19 protein-coding genes, 1 tRNA gene and 3 pseudogenes are annotated in these 22,183 nt (G+C 64.1%); 11 read left to right on the forward strand and 12 right to left on the reverse strand.

Annotated features, from left to right (window positions below):
- The first annotated feature begins 12 nt into the window (after positions 1-12).
- The 4 genes from FOY51_RS25845 (at position 13) to FOY51_RS25860 (ending at position 3,434) form a co-directional block, all read left to right on the forward strand.
- Positions 13-89: transfer RNA gene (locus FOY51_RS25845), tRNA-Phe, on the forward strand.
- A gap of 188 nt (positions 90-277) precedes the next feature.
- Positions 278-661 (forward strand): DUF6394 family protein, encoded by a 384-nt coding sequence (locus tag FOY51_RS25850; protein ID WP_149433147.1) that lies wholly within the window; start codon positions 278-280, stop codon positions 659-661.
- Between the two features lie 15 nt (positions 662-676).
- Positions 677-2,515: a potassium channel family protein gene (locus FOY51_RS25855; RefSeq protein WP_149433148.1), complete on the forward strand. Its 1,839-nt coding sequence runs from the start codon at positions 677-679 to the stop codon at positions 2,513-2,515.
- 37 nt (positions 2,516-2,552) lie between these two features.
- Positions 2,553-3,434: an oxygenase MpaB family protein gene (locus FOY51_RS25860; RefSeq protein ID WP_149433149.1), complete on the forward strand. Its 882-nt coding sequence runs from the start codon at positions 2,553-2,555 to the stop codon at positions 3,432-3,434.
- Here FOY51_RS25860 and FOY51_RS25865 read toward each other — a convergent pair.
- Positions 3,418-3,930 (reverse strand): DUF3558 family protein, encoded by a 513-nt coding sequence (locus FOY51_RS25865; RefSeq protein ID WP_149433150.1) that lies wholly within the window; start codon positions 3,928-3,930, stop codon positions 3,418-3,420. The genes FOY51_RS25860 and FOY51_RS25865 overlap by 17 nt on opposite strands.
- Positions 3,931-4,261: 331 nt before the next feature.
- Between FOY51_RS25865 and FOY51_RS25870 the strand changes: the two genes are divergently transcribed.
- Positions 4,262-6,487 (forward strand): fatty acid desaturase, encoded by a 2,226-nt coding sequence (locus FOY51_RS25870; protein ID WP_149433151.1) that lies wholly within the window; start codon positions 4,262-4,264, stop codon positions 6,485-6,487.
- 26 nt (positions 6,488-6,513) lie between these two features.
- Here FOY51_RS25870 and FOY51_RS25875 read toward each other — a convergent pair whose 3' ends face one another.
- Both FOY51_RS25875 and FOY51_RS25880 read right to left on the reverse strand, forming a co-directional pair.
- Positions 6,514-7,539, reverse strand: coding sequence for a phosphotransferase family protein (locus FOY51_RS25875; protein ID WP_149433152.1), 1,026 nt, complete (start codon positions 7,537-7,539; stop codon positions 6,514-6,516).
- A 38-nt stretch (positions 7,540-7,577) separates the two neighbouring features.
- Positions 7,578-8,834: an alpha/beta fold hydrolase gene (locus FOY51_RS25880; protein WP_149433153.1), complete on the reverse strand. Its 1,257-nt coding sequence runs from the start codon at positions 8,832-8,834 to the stop codon at positions 7,578-7,580.
- A gap of 75 nt (positions 8,835-8,909) precedes the next feature.
- On the opposite strand from FOY51_RS25880, the gene FOY51_RS25885 reads away from it, so the two are divergent.
- The 3 genes from FOY51_RS25885 to FOY51_RS25895 all read left to right on the forward strand — a co-directional run bounded on the left by FOY51_RS25885 (position 8,910) and on the right by FOY51_RS25895 (position 10,572).
- Positions 8,910-9,524, forward strand: a complete 615-nt coding sequence (locus tag FOY51_RS25885; protein ID WP_214633157.1) for a TetR/AcrR family transcriptional regulator — start codon at positions 8,910-8,912, stop codon at positions 9,522-9,524.
- A 138-nt stretch (positions 9,525-9,662) separates the two neighbouring features.
- Positions 9,663-9,989, forward strand: a complete 327-nt coding sequence (locus FOY51_RS25890; protein WP_149433154.1) for a DUF732 domain-containing protein — start codon at positions 9,663-9,665, stop codon at positions 9,987-9,989.
- 118 nt (positions 9,990-10,107) lie between these two features.
- Positions 10,108-10,572, forward strand: coding sequence for a DUF8821 family protein (locus FOY51_RS25895; RefSeq protein WP_149433155.1), 465 nt, complete (start codon positions 10,108-10,110; stop codon positions 10,570-10,572).
- A 14-nt stretch (positions 10,573-10,586) separates the two neighbouring features.
- Here FOY51_RS25895 and FOY51_RS25900 read toward each other — a convergent pair whose 3' ends face one another.
- Both FOY51_RS25900 and FOY51_RS25905 read right to left on the reverse strand, forming a co-directional pair.
- A complete protein-coding gene (locus FOY51_RS25900; RefSeq protein WP_149433156.1) occupies positions 10,587-12,386 on the reverse strand; it encodes an alpha/beta hydrolase family protein in 1,800 nt (599 codons plus the stop codon).
- Between the two features lie 89 nt (positions 12,387-12,475).
- A complete protein-coding gene (locus FOY51_RS25905) occupies positions 12,476-14,410 on the reverse strand; it encodes a potassium transporter Kup (RefSeq protein ID WP_371830491.1) in 1,935 nt (644 codons plus the stop codon).
- A 183-nt stretch (positions 14,411-14,593) separates the two neighbouring features.
- Between FOY51_RS25905 and FOY51_RS25910 the strand changes: the two genes are divergently transcribed.
- The gene (locus FOY51_RS25910; protein WP_187776478.1) at positions 14,594-14,920 is read left to right on the forward strand and encodes a DUF732 domain-containing protein; all 327 of its coding nucleotides are present in this window, start codon (positions 14,594-14,596) and stop codon (positions 14,918-14,920) included.
- 192 nt (positions 14,921-15,112) lie between these two features.
- Here the strand turns inward: FOY51_RS25910 and FOY51_RS28055 are convergent.
- From FOY51_RS28055 to FOY51_RS25920, 3 genes and pseudogenes are all read right to left on the reverse strand, one after another.
- A pseudogene (locus tag FOY51_RS28055) lies at positions 15,113-15,751 on the reverse strand (HNH endonuclease signature motif containing protein); the annotation flags it as partial.
- Positions 15,648-16,052: pseudogene (locus FOY51_RS28060) on the reverse strand (hypothetical protein); the annotation flags it as partial. The pseudogenes FOY51_RS28060 and FOY51_RS28055, both read right to left, overlap by 104 nt.
- Positions 16,031-16,249 carry a hypothetical protein gene (locus FOY51_RS25920; RefSeq protein WP_149433158.1) on the reverse strand — a complete coding sequence of 73 codons (219 nt, stop codon included), beginning with the start codon at positions 16,247-16,249 and terminating at the stop codon, positions 16,031-16,033. The pseudogene FOY51_RS28060 and the gene FOY51_RS25920, both read right to left, overlap by 22 nt.
- 160 nt (positions 16,250-16,409) lie before the next feature.
- On the opposite strand from FOY51_RS25920, the gene FOY51_RS25925 reads away from it, so the two are divergent.
- Positions 16,410-17,615, forward strand: a complete 1,206-nt coding sequence (locus FOY51_RS25925; protein ID WP_149433159.1) for an acyl-CoA dehydrogenase family protein — start codon at positions 16,410-16,412, stop codon at positions 17,613-17,615.
- Here the strand turns inward: FOY51_RS25925 and msrC are convergent.
- On the reverse strand, positions 17,612-18,070 hold the full coding sequence (gene msrC, locus FOY51_RS25930) for a free L-methionine (R)-S-oxide reductase MsrC (RefSeq protein ID WP_149433160.1): 459 nt from the start codon (positions 18,068-18,070) through the stop codon (positions 17,612-17,614). The genes FOY51_RS25925 and msrC overlap by 4 nt on opposite strands.
- A gap of 96 nt (positions 18,071-18,166) precedes the next feature.
- Between msrC and FOY51_RS25935 the strand changes: the two genes are divergently transcribed.
- Positions 18,167-19,549, forward strand: a complete 1,383-nt coding sequence (locus FOY51_RS25935; RefSeq protein ID WP_149433161.1) for a styrene monooxygenase/indole monooxygenase family protein — start codon at positions 18,167-18,169, stop codon at positions 19,547-19,549.
- Positions 19,550-19,630: 81 nt separating this feature from the next.
- On the opposite strand, the gene FOY51_RS25940 is transcribed toward FOY51_RS25935, so the two are convergent.
- From FOY51_RS25940 to FOY51_RS25950, 3 genes and pseudogenes are all read right to left on the reverse strand, one after another.
- Positions 19,631-20,866, reverse strand: a complete 1,236-nt coding sequence (locus FOY51_RS25940; RefSeq protein ID WP_149433162.1) for a serine hydrolase domain-containing protein — start codon at positions 20,864-20,866, stop codon at positions 19,631-19,633.
- 178 nt (positions 20,867-21,044) lie between these two features.
- Positions 21,045-21,404 (reverse strand): annotated as a pseudogene (locus FOY51_RS25945) (carboxymuconolactone decarboxylase family protein); the annotation flags it as partial.
- Positions 21,401-22,051, reverse strand: coding sequence for a 3-oxoacid CoA-transferase subunit B (locus FOY51_RS25950; RefSeq protein ID WP_149433164.1), 651 nt, complete (start codon positions 22,049-22,051; stop codon positions 21,401-21,403). The pseudogene FOY51_RS25945 and the gene FOY51_RS25950, both read right to left, overlap by 4 nt.
- Positions 22,052-22,183: the final 132 nt, after the last annotated feature.

Below are 22,183 nucleotides of genomic sequence, written 5' to 3' on the forward strand. Positions count from 1 at the left end.
CGGGTGCCGTCCGGCCAGGTAGCTCAGTTGGTACGAGCGTCCGCCTGAAAAGCGGAAGGTCGCCGGTTCGATCCCGGCCCTGGCCACCAACACTTGTTTACTGCAACGCGCAGGTTGTGTACGCATCGCACCCGTAGCAACCGAAGCGGGATGTGCAGAAAGTGCGTGGCGTCGTCGCATCCGTCCCACACGCTCGGTTCGTCAACCTGATCCGCACATCGGCTGAAAGTGACACAGTTGCATGAGTGACTTGTCCAATTTCAGCTGAGGCGGGTGGATGAACCTAGAAAAAGTGGTCTTCGGATTCTTCGTGTTGCTCGCTGCGACATTGAATTTCGGGTTCTTCATCGGTGACATGTCCGATCCGGCGCTGCACAACATCTTCGAGCTGTTTGCCGCGTTGACGATCAGCCTGATCGCGACCGTACTGAAGTTCGGCGACCGGACTCAGCTCGGTGCGATTCATCTCGCCACCAGCCTGGTAGCGGATCTCCAGCTCGCCGCGGCCGGGCTGGTCTGGGTGTTCGCCGAACAGATCGTCGGACACGGCATGACGGCAGGCTCGACAGCCAGCATGGTGTCGTTGTCGGGTGGCGCACTGCTCGCGAACCTGGTCTCGGTCGTTCTGCTGGTTTCCGAGACTCTGACGTTCCGCCGCTGACCGGACGCTGCGACCATGGCCAACCCGCTGCTGATCGCGCTGCGCCAGTTCGGTGCCCGAAAGCCGGTGCGGCTTCCTGCGTCCGAGCTGGAGCAACAGGATTTCACCCCGCCGTCTGCCGCGATCTTCCTCGTCATGCGGCGTATGCGCGCACCCCTGATCACCCTCATCGTCCTGTTCGCGATCAGTGTGATCGGCCTGGCGCTCATTCCGGGTGTCGATGCGGACGGCAACCCGGCCCGGATGACGCTGTTCGACTCGTTCTACGTGATCAGCTACACGGCCACGACGATCGGGTTCGGCGAATTGCCGTTTCCGTTCACTATCGCGCAACGGCTCTGGTTGACGATCTCCATCTATCTTTCCGTCGTCGGCTGGGCCTACGCGATCGGATCGGTGCTGACGATGTTGGGCGACTCCGCATTCCGTCGGGCGTTGGCGTTGCAGCGCTTCGCCCGGAAGGTGTCGCGGCTGCGGGAGCCGTTTCTGTTGTTGGCGGGCTACGGGCAGGCGGGTCGGCTTTTGGTGACGGCGTTCGACGAACTGGACCAGCGTGTCGTGGTCGTCGACAAATCCGACGAGCGGATCGAGGCGCTCGATCTCGAGCCGCTCCACGCCGACATTCCGGTGCTCGTTGCCGATGCCGCGAGTCCGCACCTGCTGAGTCTTGCCGGGCTCGGCAACGCGAATTGCGTTGGCGTCCTTGCACTCACCGACAACGACGAGACCAACCTGACTATCTCGATGACCGCAGCCCTGCTGCGCCCGGAACTACCGGTGTTCGCGCGCACAGATTCGGCAACCACCACCGAAAGACTCCGCGCGTTCGGTACCCCGACGGTGGTCAACCCATTCGATCTGTTCGGTGACCATCTGCGGGTGGCGCTGCGTGCTCCTGCCACGTATCAACTGCTCGAATGGCTCGAGGCTGGGCCGGGTGCGCAACTGCCGCAACGGGGAAGGCTCCCACCGAACGGACGCTGGATCATGTGCGGCTACGGCCGATTCGGCCGCGAACTGACCGAAGATCTGCGCACGGCCGGGCTGGAAGTGACCGTCATCGAATCGGCGGAAACCGACGAAGAGGTGATCGCAGGGGATGCGTCCGAACTGCGCGTTCTGGAACAGGCCCGCCTCGATACTGCGATCGGTCTGGTCGCCGGAACGGACAACGACACGACGAACCTGTCCATCCTCGCCAACGCGCGGCAGCTGAACTCGGAGCTGTTTCTCGCCGCCCGGCAGAATCGGCGATCCAATGCCGCGCTGTTCCGGGCAATGCATGTCGACACCCTGCTCGTGCCGACCGAAGTGGTTGCGCACCAGGTCTATGCGCAGATCAGCACGCCCCTGCTCTGGCGATTTCTGCGCGAGGTACCCGCCCGCGGCAACGACTGGGCCGCCGAGTTGGTGGATCGGCTCCACCGACACTGCGGCCAGGCGCTGCCCGCGTTGTGGAAGGTTGCGCTCGACGGTACCCACGCCCCAGCCCTCGTCGACCTGTTGCAGGAAGGTCAGGTCACGCTCGGCGGGTTGCTTCGCGACCCCGAGGACAGAAATCGGCGGCTGAGCATCGTGCCGCTCTTGCTTGCTCGGGGCGAGGGGACCATCCTCTGCCCCGACGACGACGTTGAACTCGCCATGGGCGACGAACTCCTGTTCGCGGGTAACGGCCACGCTCGACGAGAACTCAATCTGACGATGATGGTCGACTCGACTGCCATCTACGTCGTGCTCGATCGGCATGTTCCGTCGGGCCTGCTGTGGCGGACGCTGTCCCGCCGATTCGGACCAGGACGGGGACCTGATCGAGTGACATTCCTCCCGGTATCCGGGAGGAATCGCAACCGATGACCAACGAGGCCGGAACCCACCGACATATCGTCGGTTCATGAGAGGACTCGCCTCGCGGCGCTGGGCGCGCGATTCCATCGCCGCCCTCGATCCCGTCGCCGACAACGAGCGGATCACGCACCTGAGCGCGGAAGTCCGCTACGGCGACCCGATGTTGACCGCGGCGTTGTATACCGTCGCGTTCTGCCGACAGATGGCTGTTCCGTCTATCGCGAAGGTGGTCCATCGCGGTGGCCGCGGTCCGATCATGCGTGATACGCGCAAGCGCAACGACGACACCATGGTGTTCTTCGGTGAGTTCATGCGCAGTGGGTATTCGTCGGATCGTGGTCGAGCCGCGATCGAGCGGCTCAACCGGATCCACGCGCCATTCCCGATCACCAACGATCAAAGCCTCTACACGTTGGCGTCGCTGGCTTTCGAAGCCGATCGCATTCCGGCGCGGTTCGGTGTGAAGTTGTTGTCCCGCAACGAGATGGAGGCGAACTATCGCTTCTGGTGCGGCGTCGGAACGGCGATGGGCCTGCACGATATTCCGCCTACCTACGACGAATTCTCGGCGTGGGCGCGCGAGTACGAACGCGCAAATTGGGCGTACTCGCCGGGTGGGAGCGCGGTTGCACGGACCATGATCGACGACTATGCCGCGCGGTGGTTACCTTCTCGACTGCGCTTCCTCGCCCGCACGTTCGTCGCGACCCTGTGCGACGACGAGTTGCTCGACACGCTCGAACTTCGTAAGCCAAGCCGGTCCGCGCGTGCGTGCACCGGTATCGCATTGCGCGCGTACACCATTGGGCGCAGGGCCCTCCCGACGCGGCCGATCGGTCGTGGAGCGATCATTACGGTCAGGTGTACGGGAGTTGCCCGCACATCGCCGACGTCGGGTACCGCGGGGGCGCTCAGTAATCTGCTTTGACGGTGAGGTTGGTCAGCTGCAATGCCGCGTTGCACGGGTCGGGCCGGACATCGCGGTTCTCGTCCCGCACACCCCACGTGACGACACCCTGATCCTCGGCAGCCAACTTGCACTCGTCGGCGTCGTGGGGATTGCGCGCGTAGAAACCGCTGCCATGCTGCAAGTCGACGGGTTCTGTGGTGTAGCCCTGCTGCTTGGCTGCCGTCTCCGCGGTCCAGAGCGTCGCGTGTCGAGACCAGGTGAAGCTGATGTCGGTCGCACCGTCGGGCCCCTGCGCATGCCAGGTGCACGAGGTGTGGTCGATCAGATGTTTACTCGCACTGGCGTCGACGACAACGCCGATCTCGGCGTCGGTCACCGCTCGGCAGTCGATCAAGGGATTGTCTGGACTAGCGTCACCCGCGGACGCCGCCGGAGACGCGTTCGACGAGCAGGCCGCGACGCCGAACGTCAGCGCCGCAGCCGCTGCCAGGACCATGCGCCGATGGCGTTGCATGCGCCGATCTTAGCTCGAACGGCCGATTCGCGATTTGCCGATCTTCCGCTGATGAGCAAATTGTCCGTTGTCGGACAGTAACTTTCGCGACATTTCGCGCATCGCCACAGCGACGCTCAGTGCGCGGGCGCCGCCGCCCGTCGTCGATATTGTGCGGCAGGGTGGTTGTCCCGACTGCCCTGCCGAGCGTCCACAGAATCACATTCTTCAGCCGAAGCAGGTTGGCAACATCCTCAACAGATCGACAAATTCATGATGATGCACATTTGGTTGACAAATGGCACAATTTGTCTAAGATTGAGCTTTCGTGTTGCCACGCCTTGGAGGATCCATGACGCTCGCCGGACCGACGGTCGCCGACCGAAGCCTTGCGACGGATGTTGCGGAACTTTACGAGCGGACGCGCGCACGAATGGGCGACGAGGATCTCGAGCACATCCGAACCGTTGCCGCGTATTCGCAGGCGATCAAGAAGTGCAGCCGCGAATTGCTCCAGCAGGGTGGCTCAGCGGATGCAATGCGACGTGGCGTCGTGCTCTACGCACTGCATTCGCTGCTCGAATTCTCGGAGCTCGGGCACAACATCCTGCACGGTAGCTACGACCACCTGTCCAACTGCGGCGAGTTCCATTCCGATCGGTGGGTGTGGGACTTCAACATCGACCCGCACGAGTGGAAGGTGATGCACCACCAGAATCATCACCCTTTCACCAACATCACCGACAAGGATCACGACCTCGGGTACTCGATCGTCCGTCTGCAACCCGGTCAGGACTGGTACGCCCACCACGTGGTCCAGCTGGCGTTGATCGCCCCGGCCTTGCTGTCATCGATGTCGTACTACATGGGCGTCTACACCGCGATGTCCGCGGCGCGCACCGAAGGGCGGAAGGTGCTGCGGCCGTCAACGTTCCCGGCGACGTCGAACATCATCGCGCAACACGCTTCACGCGACTATGTCCGTGAACCATTCGCCGCGGGGCCTCGGCTGCTGCACACCGCGCTCGGCAACGCGCTGGGCGCAACGCTCGGGCACATGGCGGTGTTCTTTCTCGTCGCTCTCGAACATCACGCGCCGAACGTCGAACTGTTCCACGACCCGGGCCCGGGCGAGACGCCGGACCAGTACTACGAGCGTCAGATACGCGGGACAACGAACTTTGAACGGTCGGAGCGGTTCGACAACTGGCTGCAATTCATCCTTGCGGATGTCGATTTTCCGAACCCGCCGGACTTTCGGATCTTCTACGGAGGCTTGGACACTCACCTCGAGCATCACCTGTTTCCGGATCTGCCACCGAACCGCCAGCGTGAGATCCAGGACGATGTGCGTGACCTTTGCGCGCGGCACGGGCTGCCGTACAACACCTATCCGATCAACACCTACATTCCGCTCGCCTTTCGCAAACTCGGAATACTTGCGCTGCCTATGGGCGAGCGGGAGGTCCGAAACCCGCTGCGGCTGCTACGCGCACCGATCGACGCCGTAAGGCGTCTCGCGTACGGCGTCCGCTTCCAGCGGAACCCTTACGAGCCGTATCTGGAGGCGCCGAAGTTCTTCGACGCCAAAGCGAAGGTGATTCGCACTCGTCGCGAGGCACGCGGGCAGGCGCACACCTTCCGGATCGCCAAGCCCGCTGGGTGGGACGACATCACCTGGGACGCAGGCGCTTTCCTGTCGGTCCGGGTTCCTGTCAGGGACGAGACCCTAGTGCGCCAGTACAGCTTGGTCCGCGACAGCGTCGACTCCGACGTCTTCGAGATCTGCGTCAAGCGCGTCGAGGACGGCCGGGTGTCCAACCATCTCAACGACGCGCTGCGCTCCGGCAAGCGGATCATGCTCGTCGGTCCGCCGACGAGCGACGGACCGTTCGTGATGAAAGACCTGCCCGAGCGTCCGCTGTTCATCGCCGGCGGCGTCGGAATCACTCCGATCATCAGCATGATTCGCAAGATCGCGCGCGAAGCGCCGGATACCGACGCGGTGCTGCTTTACTTCAACCGCGACGAGCATTCGATCGTCTTCGACGACGAGATCCGGCAACTCACGGAGCAGACGAACCTGCGAGTCGAGCACTTCTGCGACGTGGCGCCCCGCTCGCGCGACCATCTGCGCCAGGGCCGGATCTCGGTGAACCTGTTGCGCGAGTTCGTCCCCGACCTCGCGGACCGCGACGTCTACGTCTGCGCGCCGGGTGTCGTCGTCGATCTAGCGCGCGACTTCTGCACCGAACTGGGACTGCCCGCCGACCGATTCCACACCGAGTCGTTCAGCCCGCCTGCCCTGGTCCGCCCGGCCGAGGGCGCCGACGACCGCTACCGGGTGAGATTCCGGCGCAGCGACACCGACATCGAAATCGACGGCTGCACAACGCTGCTGGAGGCCGCGCGGTCTGCCGGGGTGACCGTGCCGTCGGGGTGTGAGCGTGGACTGTGCCGTGCGTGCGTCTCACCGAAGCTGCGCGGTATCACTCAACTCGAGAGCGACGGCGCACAATTGGCCAGGATCACCGTCTGCAACAGCCTTCCGCGTTCGGACATCGAACTCGATCTCTGACATTCGATCTTGCCGGCACGTGCGGACTAGTGCTGCCGCAGAATCTCCAATCCCGCAACGGCAGTCGATTCGACCTCGGCACTGAGATCGCCGAAATCCTGGCCTGCCATCGCACCGGATGCGACGCGGGCAGCGATGCCCTGGGCGATCACGGCGAACTTGAAATGTGCGAATGCTCGATACACATCGAGGGTGGCGAGATCGGCGCCGGTTTGCGCGGCGTATCGCTGCGCGACATGCTCGCGGCCGGGAAAGCCGGGCAACGCGGTCACGGCCGGGGTGAGGGCGGGAATCGGGTCGCCCGATTCGCGCCAGTAGAACAGCAGCATGCCCAGATCTGCGAAGGGGTCACCGAGGGTCGACATCTCCCAGTCGAGCACTCCGGTGATCCGGCCGGGGTCTTTGCTGTCGACCATGCAGTTGTCGAGCCGAAAGTCGCCGTGCACCAGTCCGATCGGGCCGTCGTCAGGCAGCAGTGGTGCGAGCTCTTTGCCGAGTTCGTCGACGGGGGAGACGCCGCCGTCGCGGCTGGCTTCCCACTGTGCGGTCCAGCGGCGCAGCTGGCGTGCCATGAACCCGTGTGGCCGGCCGAAGTCCTCCAGGCCCGCCGCAGCGCGATCGACCGTGTGGATCGCTGCCAGCGTGTCGACGAGCGTGTTCGTCAGCGTCGTCTTCTCGGCCGGGGTGTCGGCGAAGCCCGTCGGCAACTCGTCGCGGATGATCAGGCCTTCGACCTTCGACATCACATAGAACGGCGCGCCGACCACGGCACCGGTCCGGTCCTCGAGCAGGATCTCGGGGACCGGCACGGCCGTGGGCCCGAGTGCGCGGATGACGCGTGCTTCACGGCCCATGTCGTGTGCACTGGGCAGCACGTTGCCGGTCGGGGGACGTCGCAGGATGACGGATCGATTGCCTGCGGTCAGTTCGAACGTGAGGTTGGACTTTCCGCCCGCGATCAGCTTGGCATCGGCATGCAGCCAGGCGTCATCGCCGAGGGTGTCTGCCAGCAGTCGCCATAGTTCGCCGTCGCCGAGCGCGTGCTCAGACATTGCTGTTGCCTGTCATGATCATCGAAAGTCCTTGGTCGCTAGGCCCGGTCGCTATCGACGTTAACCGACTTCCCCGCTGTGGACGACACCGTTGCCGACATCGCCGACCACGCATCGCGGGCAGCAGGTGACAGCAGCGGTGCCAGCCGGGCGAACAGGTCTGACAGCTCGGCACCGTGTTCGGCCGCCACCGACTGACTGTGTGCGACGACGTCGAGCTCGTTGGCGGCTGTGAGCTCCACGAATGCTCTCAATTCCGTTGCCGTCAGCAGAAATTGCTCACCGGTGTGGCGGTCGACGATCATCGGGCTGTCGGTGCGGAAGGTCGCGTAGCTACGGGTGCGGTCGCATCGGCCGTACAGATCCACCAGGCGTTCTGTCTCGACCCCTGCCGCCGCCACGATCCTCGCGGGTGCGAGGCCCGGCATCGCTTGCGGAAATCCGTCGGTGCCGTATGCGGCATGCACCCTGCCCGCGTCCGCGACCCAGCCGGGAGCGCCCCAGGATTCCAAGGTAGCGGCAGTGCGATCCAGGTGATTGCGCAGCTTTCCGCCTGGATGCGCGATGTCGTCGATGCAGACCGCGTCGAGCAGCAGGTCCATTCGGCGGCGACGCGCCTGGGGGGAGTTCAGAAACGTCAGTAGTAGCTCGGCAAGGTCGGCAGGCGCATCCCGCGCGACGAGATGACCTGCGCCGCGAACAGTTCTGATGACGGCGTGGGGAACCTGGGCGGAGAAGCGTCGACTCTCGTGATCGGTGACGGGCGAGAGTTCGCCGCGCACCAGCAGCGTGGGCAGCTCGGCCAAACCGGTGGTTGCGTTTTCGAGCTCGGCGCGTCGACGCAGTGTGTCCAGCACCAGTGGGCGATCACCGTAGCCGTCGCGGAGACCGTTGAGGAAGCCGCGCACTCGGCCGGGGTCCAGGTAGGGAACAACATCGACCAGCGCCATTCCCGAGATGCGGCGTCGCACGTCGGGGTCGGCGAGGGCGAGCACGGAGGCCAGGCCGCCCAGCGATGCGCCGACCAGGGTGATCGGATCGGGCTCCGCAGCGATCATCGCTACGACATCGTCTACATGGGTGGCAAGCTCGTCGGAACCTGCGCTGTCGCTGTCGCCGTGTCCCCGCAAGTCGTAGGCGATGCAGCGATATCCGTTGGCGGCCAAGCTTTCCGCGATCGGCTGCCACACGTCACGCCGCTCACCCCCGGCGTGCAGAAGTAGTACCCCTGGGCCGTCGCCGGTGCAGGTGCCGACCAAGGTCGCGTTCGGGCGCTCGAGCGTGATCCGGTTCATTGCGATGCTCCTCGTTACCTTGGTAGCTCAAGGTAAACGATTTACCTTGACATGTCGAGGTAAGATCGTGGACTCATGTCGCCCACTCGTATTCGCAGGTCCCCCGAGGAATCGAAGAGGCTGATACTGCACGCCGCCGAGGACCTGCTGATCGCGCGCGGACCGAGCGCCGTCGGAGTTCGGGCCGTTGCCGACCGAGTGGGGATGACCGACGCGGGCGTGGCACATCACTTCGGCGGCCGCGAAGACCTTCTCGTGGCGCTCCTGCACCACGGCGGGCGAAAGATTCGCGACGCTGTCGAGGGTGCGGTGAGCGCCTGGGCCGACGATCGGGCCGACGTCGACTCCCTGATCAACGCGATCGCCCACGTCTACGACCAGGGCTACGCGGCCTTGGCGGTCTCGCTGCACGCCGCCGGTTGGCGGGACCCGGGCGCGGGCTTCCTGGAACCGGTGGTCGCCGTCGTGCACGACACCCGAATGCGCGCCGGTAACGCAGGCCCGGTGGCGGACACCAGGTTGGCGGTCGCTGCGCTACACCAGGCACTGGCCCTCGATCCTGTGTACGGTGCCGCCTTTCGTCGTAGTGCGGGCATCGGAGAGGTTGCGGCACGTCGGTCGGGCCCCCAATTGGCTTGGTGGGCATATGCGTTCAAGGCTGCGCTCGGTCTCGAGGATGCGAGCACCTGACTCGCTGGGTGTGGGATCCTCATCCCGAGGGGCGGGTTGGGCCACCCCCAGGGTGTGTAGTGCCGGGGGCGGAAATGCCGGATCGTTTATCTCACACCGGAAACGGTCACCTTCCCCCTGACAGAGAAGAGAAACCCCATGTTCAGCACCCGCACCCGTAACCGCGTCGCCGCTTCGATCTTCGCCTTCACCGTCGTCGGTCTCGGTGCCGGAGTGATGGGCGCCGGTACGGCGATGGCGGATCCGGTGTCGTTCATGGACGAGATCACCATCAACGGCGCGACGTTGCCGGGCATGACGGCGGATCAGATGATCGCCGCCGGCTATGCGACGTGTGATCACCTGCGCGCCGGGGTTTCGGTTCTCGACGAAATGTCTGCGGTCGAGCAGACCTACCACTTCAACCAGGGCACCCTCTTCGTCAGCGCTGCCACGACGAACCTGTGCCCCAACTTCGCGGGCTGATCCGCCGTAGCCCGCTGATCACGAGCCACCTTGAATCCTTTCCCGTCGGCCGTACGCGGCCGGCGGGAAAGTGCTGTGTGCCCGTCGAGTTGTGTAAGAGTCGCTAGTCTCTGGAGGCATGTCGTACGCAGTGGATTTCAAAAACGTCTCGACCGTCGGATTGGAGTCGTCGCCAGTGGCGGACGCTCTTGCCGGTCTACGGGCGAACGAGGCCCGCTACTTCAAGAACAAATACGACTACACGTTCACTGTGGAGTCCGCAGGTGACGCCAAAGCCACGGTCGACTGGGTGCACGGGATCCTGGAGCAAGAACGCGACATCGTCATCGCCTCTCGCCCGCTGGAGGCCACCGAATTCGAGGTCGACGGCATCCGGATGGCGTACGTCTTCTACGAGAGCGGCCTCTCGATCAACGTGATGTACACCCTTGCCGACGAGGGAAAGCGGGCAGTCGGATTCAAGCTCTCCGACGGGATGGAAGTCCCCGAGGAGCTTGCCTCACGTTTCAAGTTCGCTCGACAGAAGTCGAAGTTGGCCGGGACAATTCGCGGTTCGTACTTCGTGATCAAGAACGAGCACTGACGTCGTAGATCACGCTATCCGGCGTGGGGAATCGGTATCGGCTGGCCAGCCACGCATGGATGCGGTTGCGGTTCGTTGTACAACAAGTCCAGTGCGGCCCTGATCGGTCCGGCGATGGCGGTTTCCAGACTTTGCTTGGTCGGGACGTTGAGGCAGTAGCTGGGTCCCGGGCCTCCGTTGGGTGCGAATTCGGCCGCAACCGACTCCGACAATCCGGTTGTGGGAGTGACGACTTGGGTGCACGCCGCACCGACATCTTCGATGTTGCAATCGAACCAGGCGAGCGCGTAGTCCGATGACGTCTTGCGCGATTCGAGCGTCTGCGGATAAATGAAATCGAGATCTTGAGTGTCGAAGTGGCTGCCGCCCTTGATCGTCAGAAACTCCAGCGGGGCGTGCCCGGTTCCGTGGTCGCGAACCCAGTCGTACCAGGATTTGGTGCCGATCGGGCCGTCGGTCGGGTCGTAGATGTCGTTGATCGGGAAGACGCTGCCGCTGGTGATGCCGGGGATGTCCAGATCGGCGGTGATCGTCTGGGTCGGCACATCGCCGTTGGTCGGCTCGACTCCGGAGAGCAATACCGCCGCAGCAGGTTTGGGTAGCGGACGCCCGTCCATGCCGTGGCCCCGACCGACGTCCCACAGGTAGTGGCTGGTCGCGACCGATCCCAACGAGTGCCCCCAGACGCCGATCCGATCGACGTCGATCTTGTCGAGCACCGGATTGCGAACGTTCATACCGGCCGGCGCGTAAGCGGGGTTGTACCGCTGGCCAATTCGTGGAAACCGCAACGTATTCCAGAGACTGCCGAGGCTGGATCCGTCGGGGAGTTCGCTGTTCAGATCGACGGACGGCACCACGTCGTCGCCGACCGCCCAATGCATCACGTCCTCGATGTCGCGACACGGACCGGAGGCGAAACAGTGTGGGGTGTTGTACGGCACCACCAGATCGAGAGCCGTTCCGTCGCTGCTGCCTTGGCCGGCCTCGTCGTATGTGAGGCCGATGTAGCCGTGGCGTACCGCGGTCATCGTGTACAGGTAGTACGACGACTGGATCGAGCCGACGCCGTCGGTGAAGACGGTCATCGGGAACTTCTTGGTGTTGCCCGGCTGCAGCGCTTGTTCCGGCAACCACAGAGTCGCGGCCAGGCGCATTCCGCGTGAGTTGACGATCTGGATCTTGCGGGCCTCGCCGTATTTGAAATCGGCGCCTGGGGGGTTACCGGGAACGCAAGCGCCGCTGCGGGTTTCGTAAGTGACGCTGCCGTCCGCGGCGGTGCACGGGTAGCGGAACTTGGCGGTCAGTCCCACGTTGCCCGCGTGAGCGACGTCGAGCGCGTCGCTGTCGAGAGCGCTGTCGGCGGCGGTGCCGAAGCGGCCGTTGTTGCTCCAGTTCGGCAGGTAGTCGGGGTTGGCCGGGAGAGTGGATGCGCCGACGAGCGTGGGATTGAGATGGGCGGTGTCGTCGATGAGTTTTTGCACGTTGTCGCGCAATCGCAGTTGACCGTCCGGGCCCTGATACTGCGCCGGGTCCAGCATGTGCTGGAGGCTCTCGCCGACACGACCCGGGAGGCTCAGCAGGTGCTCAGCCCAGAACTGCAACGACGCGGGAGTGAAGTCTCGCTGGTATCCCTCCAGCAGCATCAGCGCGTTGAAGAGCATGTACAGCGGATCGACCTGCGTTGCCGTCGTCGGCGTATCGGCCACGGGTGGCGGCTCGGCGACCGCGGTGGCGCCGCCCGCGGTCACCAACAACGCGCTGGCGCAACTCGCCACGATCCCCCGGACAACGACCCGTAGCCGACGCCGCATGCGCGCTCCTAGTGCCATGCCGCAGCGTTGCGACGCGGCGCGTTAACTATGCACGTCGATCGGGGTGTTGCGAAGGCGAATGCGCAGTCCTAGACGTCGATCCGCGATCCCATGATCACTGTTCGATCGCGCGGGAGGCCGAAGTACTCGGCGGCGTCCGCTGTGATGTGGGAGGTGGCGATGAACAGGTGCTTTCGCCACGCCGCCATGGTGGCTTCCGGGCCCTTCGTCAGCTCGATCGTGGAGAGGAAGTACGACGCGTCGTCGACCGCGATCGGCCCTTCGGTCTGCGCGTGGTCGAGCAGTCGCAACACGTCCGGGATGTTCGGCGTTTCCATGTACCCGAAGTGTGCGGTCACGTGGATGATCCCGTCTTCGACGTAGCCGAGGGCGTCGACCTCGGTCCGCTCGGCATCGGGCACGCGCGGAACCGGCAGCGTGTCGATCGACATGATCACGACGTATTCGTGAAGCACGCGGTTGTGCTCGACATTGGCGCGCATCGCCAGCGGTGCAGTCTCGTTGCCGCGGTTGAGGAACACCGCAGTGCCGGCGACCCGCACCAGCGGCGGCTGATAGTCGTGGAGGTGGTCGATGAACTCGCGCAGCGATCCCTCGGCGGTTTCCCGTGCGCGGGTGACAATCTGGCGCCCACGCTGCCAGGTGGTCATCACGGTGAATGCCGTGAGCCCGATGAGCAGCGGCAGCCATGCGCCGTGCACCAGTTTGGTCAGGTTCGCCGCGAAGAACGCGAAGTCGACTGTGAGCAGGAAGCCGCCACCGATCACGACCAGCCAGAGCGGAGTGCGCCATTTGGTGTGGGCGTAGTACAGAAACAGCGTGGTCGTGATGGTGATCGTCCCGGTGACGGCCATGCCGAACGCGAACGCCAATGCTGCCGAACTTCGGAACGCGAAGACGAGGGTGAGTACCGACACCATCAGCACCCAGTTGATCCACGGCACGTAGATCTGGCCGATCGTCGACTCGGACGTGTGCGCGATTCGCAATCTGGGCAGGTAGCCGAGCTGCGCGGCCTGCGACGCCACCGAGAAGGCGCCGGTGATGACCGCTTGCGACGCGATCACCGTTGCAGCCGTGGCCAACAGCACCATGGGCCAGCGGGCCCAGTCGGGGGTGAGCAGAAAGAACGGCGCGCTCACGTTCCTTTCGTCGCCGAGGATGAGCGCTCCCTGGCCCAGGTAGCTCAGGACACAGGCCGGTAGTACCAGCCCCAGCCAACCGTAGGTAATTGCTTTGCGGCCGAAATGGCCCATGTCGGCGTACAGCGCCTCGGCGCCGGTAACCGAAAGCACGATCGCAGCGAGCGCAAAGAAGGCAATCCCGATGTGCCCGAACACGAATGACAGCGCGTACGTCGGCGAGAGCGCCTTGAATATCGCCGGATGATCGACGATGCCGACCACGCCGCACGCGCCGATCGCTGTGAACCAGGCGATCATCACGGGCCCGAACAGCCTGCCGATCGAGGCCGTACCGCGGCGCTGAAACGAGAACAGCACGACGATGATCACCACGGTGATCGGAATGATCAGCCGTTCCATTCCTGGTTCGACGACCTTCAGGCCCTCCACAGCGGACAGTACCGAAATTGCCGGTGTGATCATGCTGTCACCGAAAAACAATGCGGCACCGAAGATCCCGAGGACGGCCAGCAGAGCCGCCGCTCGGCCCGCGGAACGACTCATCCGGCGCAGCAGCGTGATCAGGGCCATGATGCCGCCCTCGCCGTCGTTGTCGGCCCGCATGACGAGTAGGACGTAAGTGAGCGTCACGATGATCATCACCGACCAGAAGATGAGCGACACCACGCCGTATACGTTGTCGATGCTGATCGGCACCGGGTGCGGATCAGCCGGATTGAAGACGGTCTGAATGGTGTAGATCGGGCTGGTACCGATGTCGCCGAACACGACGCCGAGTGCTCCGACTACAACGGCAGCGCGAACGCCTTTTCGGCCGGTCGGGTGGATCGCTGGCCTTGCTTCGGTATCGGTATCCACGCGTGCTCCTTCATCGAGTGAGTCCAGACGCTTGCCTGATGATGTCAGCTGGGACGTCAGGGTGCGATAACGCCACCCCGGGGTCGGGTTCACCCAGCCCCAGGGTGGGTTTCAGGTATGTGCGAAATGCCGGATCGTTTATCTCACGCCGCAAAGGCGCCCCACAGACCGAGAAGAGGACAAATGCCCAACACCCGGATCCGCGCCCGTATCGCCACTTCGATCTTCGCTCTGACAGTTGCCGGTCTGGGTGCCGGCGTTCTCGGGGCAGGCACGGCTATGGCCACCCCGGGATCGTTCCTCGACGAGATCAGCATCAACGGGGCGACGTTGCCAGGCATGACGGGGGACCAGATGGTGGCGGCGGGTTATGCGACGTGTGATCACCTGCGCGCCGGGGTTTCGGTTCTCGACGAAATGAGCGCCGTCGAGCAGACCTACCACTTCAGCCAGGGCACGCTCTTCGTCAGCGCAGCGACGACGAATCTCTGCCCCAACTTCGCGGGCTGATCTGGAGCTTCCTTCACCCACACGCACGACGGCTCCGCATCGGTTACCGATGCGGAGCCGTGCTGTGTAGTTGTCAGACCCGTACAGGTGCGCCGCGGTTGTTGGCGGGTATGGGTCTCGTTGTACGGGTGGGATGAACCACGGGTGGCGATCCTCCCCGATGACCACCTCCCAGCCGCTGTGATGAATCATCCGGTGATGAAACCGGCAGAGCAGCACCAAATTATCCAGATCTGTGGGCCCGCCATCTGCCCAATGCTTGACATGATGTCCGTCGCACCAGGACGGGGGTCGTCCGCAGCCGGGGAACGCGCAGCCGTGATCCCGAGCGACCAACGCGCGCCGCAACTTTCGGGAAATCACTTTCGTAGTTCTGCCGAGATCGATCGGGGTGCCGTTCTCGTCCAACAAAATCGGTGAGAGGGTGCAGTCGCAGGCCAACCGGCGAACCGTATCGACCGATAAGGGTCCCATCCAGGGCGTCCAACCCACATCCGTTTGGGCGAACATCTCGTCGTACGCACCCCGATCCGCAGCAGGCCTTTCGACGAGATCGTTGGCGTTGATGTGGACGTGCAGGTGTGGGCGTTCGTTGCCTTCGTCGGGTCCGCACGCGGCATCGTGGTAGCGGCGCAGCACCTCGGTCAACGCATCCGCACGGCGTTGCGCTGGGGGTGCGTCGGTCGGGTTCGGCATCGGAGGTGGGTCGGGGTTTCGACAACGGGGACAACGCGGAGAGCAGCATCTCCCCGGTCTCGGCGTCGACATCACCCTTGAGCACCACCCGCCCGTTGCTGGTGGGAGAGGCGAAGAACTCGTTGCGATCGACATCTTCGGCGGGTGGCGGATCATCGGTTTCGAAGACCTGCTTCAACTTTACGACCGCACCCCGCAACACCCGAGTATCCCGATCCGTCGCAGCATCCAACAGAAACTTCAGGGCAGCGGGTGCCGCCTCCTCTGGCATCGCCGCCGGGGGTCGTTCCATAAACGAAATGATCATCGCGGCGTGATCGGCACAGATGTCGTCGGCTTCGAACGCTGCCCGCACCTCCGGACTACTCCGCAACGCATCCGCGCGCCGTTCGATCCGAACCGCCTCGCGGGTATTCAGCGAGGTGCTGCACGCCAACCAGGCGGCGACACTGGTGTACCCGGACGGGAGGCACCCCGCTCGTTCATGTCGCTGATCAACCGGTACCGCAACGCTTCGAGACCATGAATGGCGGAGCAGACATCGAGAAGAGATGACGCCAACGCGTCGTCGGTCAGCTGCCACGACACGCGGCCCACCGACCTGATCTCCTCGAGAATCTCCCCTAAACCCATGCCCGAATTGTATCGGCGACCACCGACACGAAACTCCTGAAACTGTTGGGGCTCAAGAGGTCTGCCGGGCTCCGGTTTCTGGAAAGTCTCCACGCACGAATTCCAATCTCGCTGCGCGCAATCAGTGAATCGCGCGGCCCACAGGACGACGATCCGGTGCATGACTCAGATTGCCCAGAAGCAGTATTCCGATGTCGAGCTGGACGAGATCTTCGCGCCGATCTTCGAGCGCATCGCCGCAGGCGCCGTCGAGCGCGAGATCGACCGCAGGTTGCCATATGACGAGGTCGGCTGGCTGAAGGAGAAGAAGTTCGGCGCCCTGCGCGTGCCGGTCGAGCACGGCGGCTATGGCGTCAGCGTCCGCCAGCTCTTCCGACTGCTCATCGACCTGGCGGCCGCGGAGTCGAACTTGCCGCAGGCATTGCGTGTGCATTGGTCGTTCGTCGAAGACCAGTTGTTGGCCGAGCCGGGGCCGGTACGTGATGGATGGCTCCGTGCCGTGAGCGACGGCACTCTGGTCGGCAACGCGATCACCGAGCCCGGTGTGGGCGCGGTGGACCGGTATCGCACCGCCCTCACCGCCTCGGGCGACGCGTGGGCGCTCAACGGGGTGAAGTACTACAGCACCGGATCGTTGTACGCCGATCACATCCTGGTCGCCGCGGACCGTGACGGCGAGCGGCTCGGGATTCTGGTCGATGCGGACGCCGAGGGCGTGCGGCAGAACGACGACTGGGACGGCTTCGGTCAGCGACTGACCGCCAGCGGCACAACCGAATTCACCGACGTCGCAGTCGCCGAGGATCGCATTCTCGGGCCGGGTTACGGCATCGCCGGTCCGACGTACGCGACGTCGTACCTGCAGCTGGTCCAGCTGGCTGTGCTGGCCGGAATCGCGCAGCGTGCCGAGCGCGACGCGAAGGACTACGTCGAAGCTCGCACCCGCACGTACACCCATGGCACCGCTGACCTGCCCCGCCAGGACCCGCTGGTGCAGCAGGTGATCGGCCGACTGTCTGCTGCCACCTTCTCGGCGCGTGCCAGCGTGCTTGCGGTTGCCGACGTGCTCGACGAGGTCTTGGACGGCGGCGCGAAGGACGAAAAGGTAATCGTCGCAGCGGAGTTGGCGGCCGGGCAGGCTCAGCTCGGCGTGATCGATACCGTCCTTGCTGCGACCACCCAGTTGTTCGAACTCGGGGGTGCGTCGATCGTCTCGGAGCGGCTGCGGCTCGATCGGCACTGGCGCAACGCCCGCACCATCTCGGTGCACAATCCGGCGATCTTCAAGACCCGCTCGATCGGTGACCACCTGCTGAACGGCACCGATCTGCCGTTCGGATGGAGTGCAGGCGAGCGCAAGAGTTAGCGGCTGAGGCTTTCCAGGTACACCGCCGCGATCGCTTCGAGTCCGGCCCGATCGGTTCCGTCGAATCGATCGGGCACCGGGCTGTCGATATCCAGCACACCGATCAGCTCGCCGTCATGAACAAGCGGCACAACGATTTCCGATCGGCTGTCCGAATCGCAGGCGATGTGTCCGGCGAAGGCGTGCACGTCCGGCACCAGCTGCGTCTCGCGCGTCGAAGCCGCCGTGCCGCATACGCCTTTGCCGAGGGGGATTCGGATGCAAGCGGGTTTGCCCTGAAACGGGCCCACTACCAGCTCGAGCCCGTCGTAGAAATAGAAGCCTGCCCAGTTCACATCAGGCAATTCCTGGAACAGCAGCGCAGACAGGTTGGCGGCGTTGGCAATTCGATCGGACTCGCCCGCAACCAGCGCCTCGGCCTGCGCTGCGATCTGACGATAACTGGTCAACGACATCGGTCAATCGTAGATCGTCGAGAACCGCAGGCATGGAATCGATTCGCGCTGATCGCAACTCTGCTGATACGCGCGCGCCAGCGCGAGACTTCGACCATGACATCACCTACTTCCGCATCCCGATCCACCCGTACGGCCACCGTCGTCGGCGCCGGTCAGACCGGAGTGACCGCCGCCCTCGGACTGCTCGACGCCGGGTTCGACGTCACGCTCTACAGCGACCGCGACCAACGATCGTTGTGCGACGACGTGCCTGCCACCGGCACCGCGCTCGAGTTCGGCGAGGCCCAGCAAGCCGAGGTCGCGCTCGGACTGGATACCTACACATCACGGGCGCCACGGCATTCGGGCCTGAGCGTTCGGATCGCCGGCCCCGAGAACGCCGAACTCATTGCCTTCGACGGCAACTTCGACGGCTATGTCGGCGTCGCAGTCGATACCCGACTCAAGGCCGACGAGCGCCTCACTGCGTTCCTGGAGCGCGGCGGCAAGTTCGTCGTCGAGCCCGTCACGCCCGAGTCGCTCGACGACATCGCGGGTCGTAGCGACCTGACGCTCGTCGCCACCGGTCGCGGCGGACTCTCGGATCTGTTCGCCATCGACACCGATCGCACCGTCTACGACGCGCCGCAGCGCACCCTGCTGACCGTGACCGTCAAGGGCCTCGGATTCGACGAGGGCGTCTTCGCGCATCGCAGCCCCGCAGGTGGCGGGCACAGCCTGTTCTCCATCTTTGCCGAGCAGGGCGAAGCGTGGTGGGGCCCCTACCTGCACAAGGATGCAGGACCCAGTTGGGCATTCCTCGGTTGGGCGCGACCGGGCAGCGATTGGGAAACCCGCTTCGCCGCAGCAGATTCCGCAGAATCCGCGCTGGCCATCGTCAAAGATCTGTACCGCGACTACATCGACTGGGATCTGCCGGAGGTGGAGACCGCCGAGGTCATCGCCGAGGACCCGCACTCGTGGCTCAAGGGCGCCGTTCGTCCCGTCGTGCGTGCGGGCTTCGGCCGGACCGCGAGCGGCCACGTCGTCGGCTCGCTGGGCGACACGTCCGTTGCCTACGACCCGATCGCGGGCCAAGGTGCACAGAGCGGTCTGATCCAGGCGCAGCGGTACGTGGCCGCGGCGGCCAACCACGACGGGTCGTTCGACGAGGCGTGGCTGACCGAGCAGTACGAATCGTTCCTTGCCGCACGCTCTGATGCTGCCGCCAAGGTGACCCGGTTGTTCCTCAGCGATCCCGAGTTCGCCGATATCGGTGGCCAGTTCTTCGCCACCGCCGCCGTCGACCCCAAGTTCGCTTCGGCGTTGGTCGGCCTGCTGCACCGCCCGCAGTCCTTCCTCGACGTCGACTCTGCGGAGGATGCGGGCGCCTACGTCGCGCGGGTCACCGGCGAGGATCCGGCAGAGTTGTTGTCTCGCTTCGCCCCGGCAGGCAGGTTCGAACGGTCGTCGTTCGCACCGGCATACGCCCACTGACCCTTTCCCGCCGACACCGCCACCCCGGATGTCTCCTGCCGGGGTGGCGCTGTGTTGTGCAACTACTTCATCGCTGTGCAACTACTTCATCGGTGGTGCATCATCCGGCGCCAGCACGGCCCCGATCTTGCGGAACAACACATCGCCGCCATTGGGGACGCCGCCCGATCCGCTGAACGCTGCTTCCGAGTACGTGACGGCCACCGCGATCGCGATCTTCTTCGAAGGCAGGTATGCCTCGGACGCGGCGTAACCGTAGAACAGCGGATTCTGCATCAACCAATCGCCGATGACCCAGACGCCGAGCCCGTAGGTCTGGTTCTTGTCGAACGGCCGGCAGGTGAGACACCCCGGCAGGGCTGTCGTCTTGCCGCGGAGGTCCGTGGTGGTCATCGCCTTGTACGACTCTGGGGACAACAGCTTTCCGGTGCCGAGCGCGACGGCAGTGTCGTGCAGGTCGTCGATGTTGGTCGTCTCGATGGCGCCGTGATTGATGGTCCACGACGGGTTCCAGTAGGTCGATTCTTCGTAGAACGGTTGATCCGCAGGGATATTGAGGAATTGCTTGCGCTCAGAAGTGAAGGCATGGAGGACTGGCTGCGGAATCTCTGCTGTCAGGTTCGGGACCGTGTTCTTCAGACCGAGCGGGCCGAGTACGTTCTCCTGCAACAGGTCGGCCATCTTCTCGCCGGTCGCCTTCTCCAACGCGAGGCCCAAGATGACATAGTTGGTGTGGGCGTAATTCCAGTTGGTGCCCGGCTCGTAGAGCAGTGGCTTGTCGATCGCTAGCGCCAACTGGTCGTCGGTGCTCCATGCCTGGAACGGATCGGCATACGCCTTCTTCGCGAATGCCTCGTTGCCGAGGACGAAATCCTGGTAGCCAGAGGTCATTTGGGACAGCTGGCGTAGGTTCACCCGGTTGGAGTTCGGAAGATCGGGCAGGTACTTGGAGACCTTGTCGTCGAGGCTGACCTTCTTCTCGTCGACCAACTTCAGCAACAGCGTCGAGACGTAGGAAATCGCGACGGCTCCATTGCGGAAATGCATGTCGGTCGTCGCAGGCACGCCGGTCATGGATTCACCGAGCGCCTTCGTGACGATTTCCTTGCCGTCGACGGAAACTCGCAGAATCACGGACCGCATGTGCGCTTCCGCCATGTAGTCGCGTACGACCTTCAGCACGGCATCGGCCTGTGCGGGGTTGGACGACAACGCCGCCGAGGTTGTCGATGAATCGTTAGAGTGATCATCCGTCGTGCAACCAGCGACCAAACCGAGTGCGCATATAAACAGGATCAATTTCCGCGAAATGGGCATACTCGAAAGTGTGCGCCTGCCGCGCTACTCGCGGCGGAGTTTCGGCATCTGGGCGTTCCTCTACGGAGGATGCCGGTGCCTACGTCGCGCGGGTCACCGGCGAGGATCCGGCAGAGTTGTTGTCTCGCTTCGCTCCTGCAGGCACGTTCGAGCGGTCGTCGATCGAGCCGGCGCTCGCGCGCTCCTGAAGTTCTTCCACCAGAATCGGCACGCCGATGTTGCAGGAGTGAATGCCGACAACGGTGGCCAACTTCAGGACTTCGAGGATCTCTTCGCCGCTGACGCCGAGTTCCAAGGCGGCGCGAATATGTCGGCGAACTCCTGGCGCATACATGTGCGTGCAGGCGGCATCGACTGCGATGCAGAGCAACTCGATGACCTTCGGCGAGAGAACGTCGCTCCGCCACGGCTGGGTCGCAGTGGTCATGTACTGCTCGATCCAGCCGGGGTCCATCTCCGCGAGTCCGTTCCATTGCGGATTCCACTGACCACTACTGCGCATGTGGTCTATGACGGGAGTGGAGGGATCGTCGGTCATGCGAGCAACGCTCCCGTTGCCGCGCGCACCGACTCCTCGGACACGCCTGGCGCACATTCACGCAGAATGAGGCCCGTTTCGGTGACGTCGACGACGGCGAGGTCCGTGATGATCCGGTGCACCACCCCCTGCCCGGTGAGGGGCAACGTGCACTCGCGCACGATCTTCGGTGCACCGGATCTGTCCGTGTGTTCCATCAGCACGATCACCTTGCGCGCACCGTGGACCAGGTCCATCGCCCCGCCCATGCCCTTGATCATGGCGCCGGGAACCATCCAGTTCGCCAGGTCGCCCGACTCGGACACCTGCATCCCGCCGAGGATCGCTGTGTCGATGCGTCCGCCCCGAATCATTCCGAACGACAGCGCGGAGTCGAAGAAAGCGGCGCCGGCGTTGACGGTGACCGTTTCCTTGCCCGCGTTGATCAGGTCGGCATCGATATCGTCCGCGTCCGGATACGGCCCGGTCCCGAGAATCCCGTTCTCGCTGTGTAATACGACGTCGATGCCCGCCGGAAGGTGATTGGGAATCAGCGTCGGTAGCCCGATGCCGAGGTTGACGTACTCACCCGCAGACAGCTCCAATGCGGCTCTGGCCGCCATCTGTGCCCGAGTCCACCCCACTGTCTCGGTCAGGGTAACGGTCATACGATGCACTCCTAATCGTTTAGTAGGGATGGGTGGCCGGTCGACTGGCCGGGATTTGTTCCTTGTGGGTCTGCCGCTCGGTGATGCCTGTGTTGTCCCGTCGTTCGACGGCTTACGAAAGAACGGCGCGCC

The organism is Antrihabitans cavernicola (assembly GCF_008297975.1).
GTDB classification, from domain to species: domain Bacteria; phylum Actinomycetota; class Actinomycetes; order Mycobacteriales; family Mycobacteriaceae; genus Antrihabitans; species Antrihabitans cavernicola.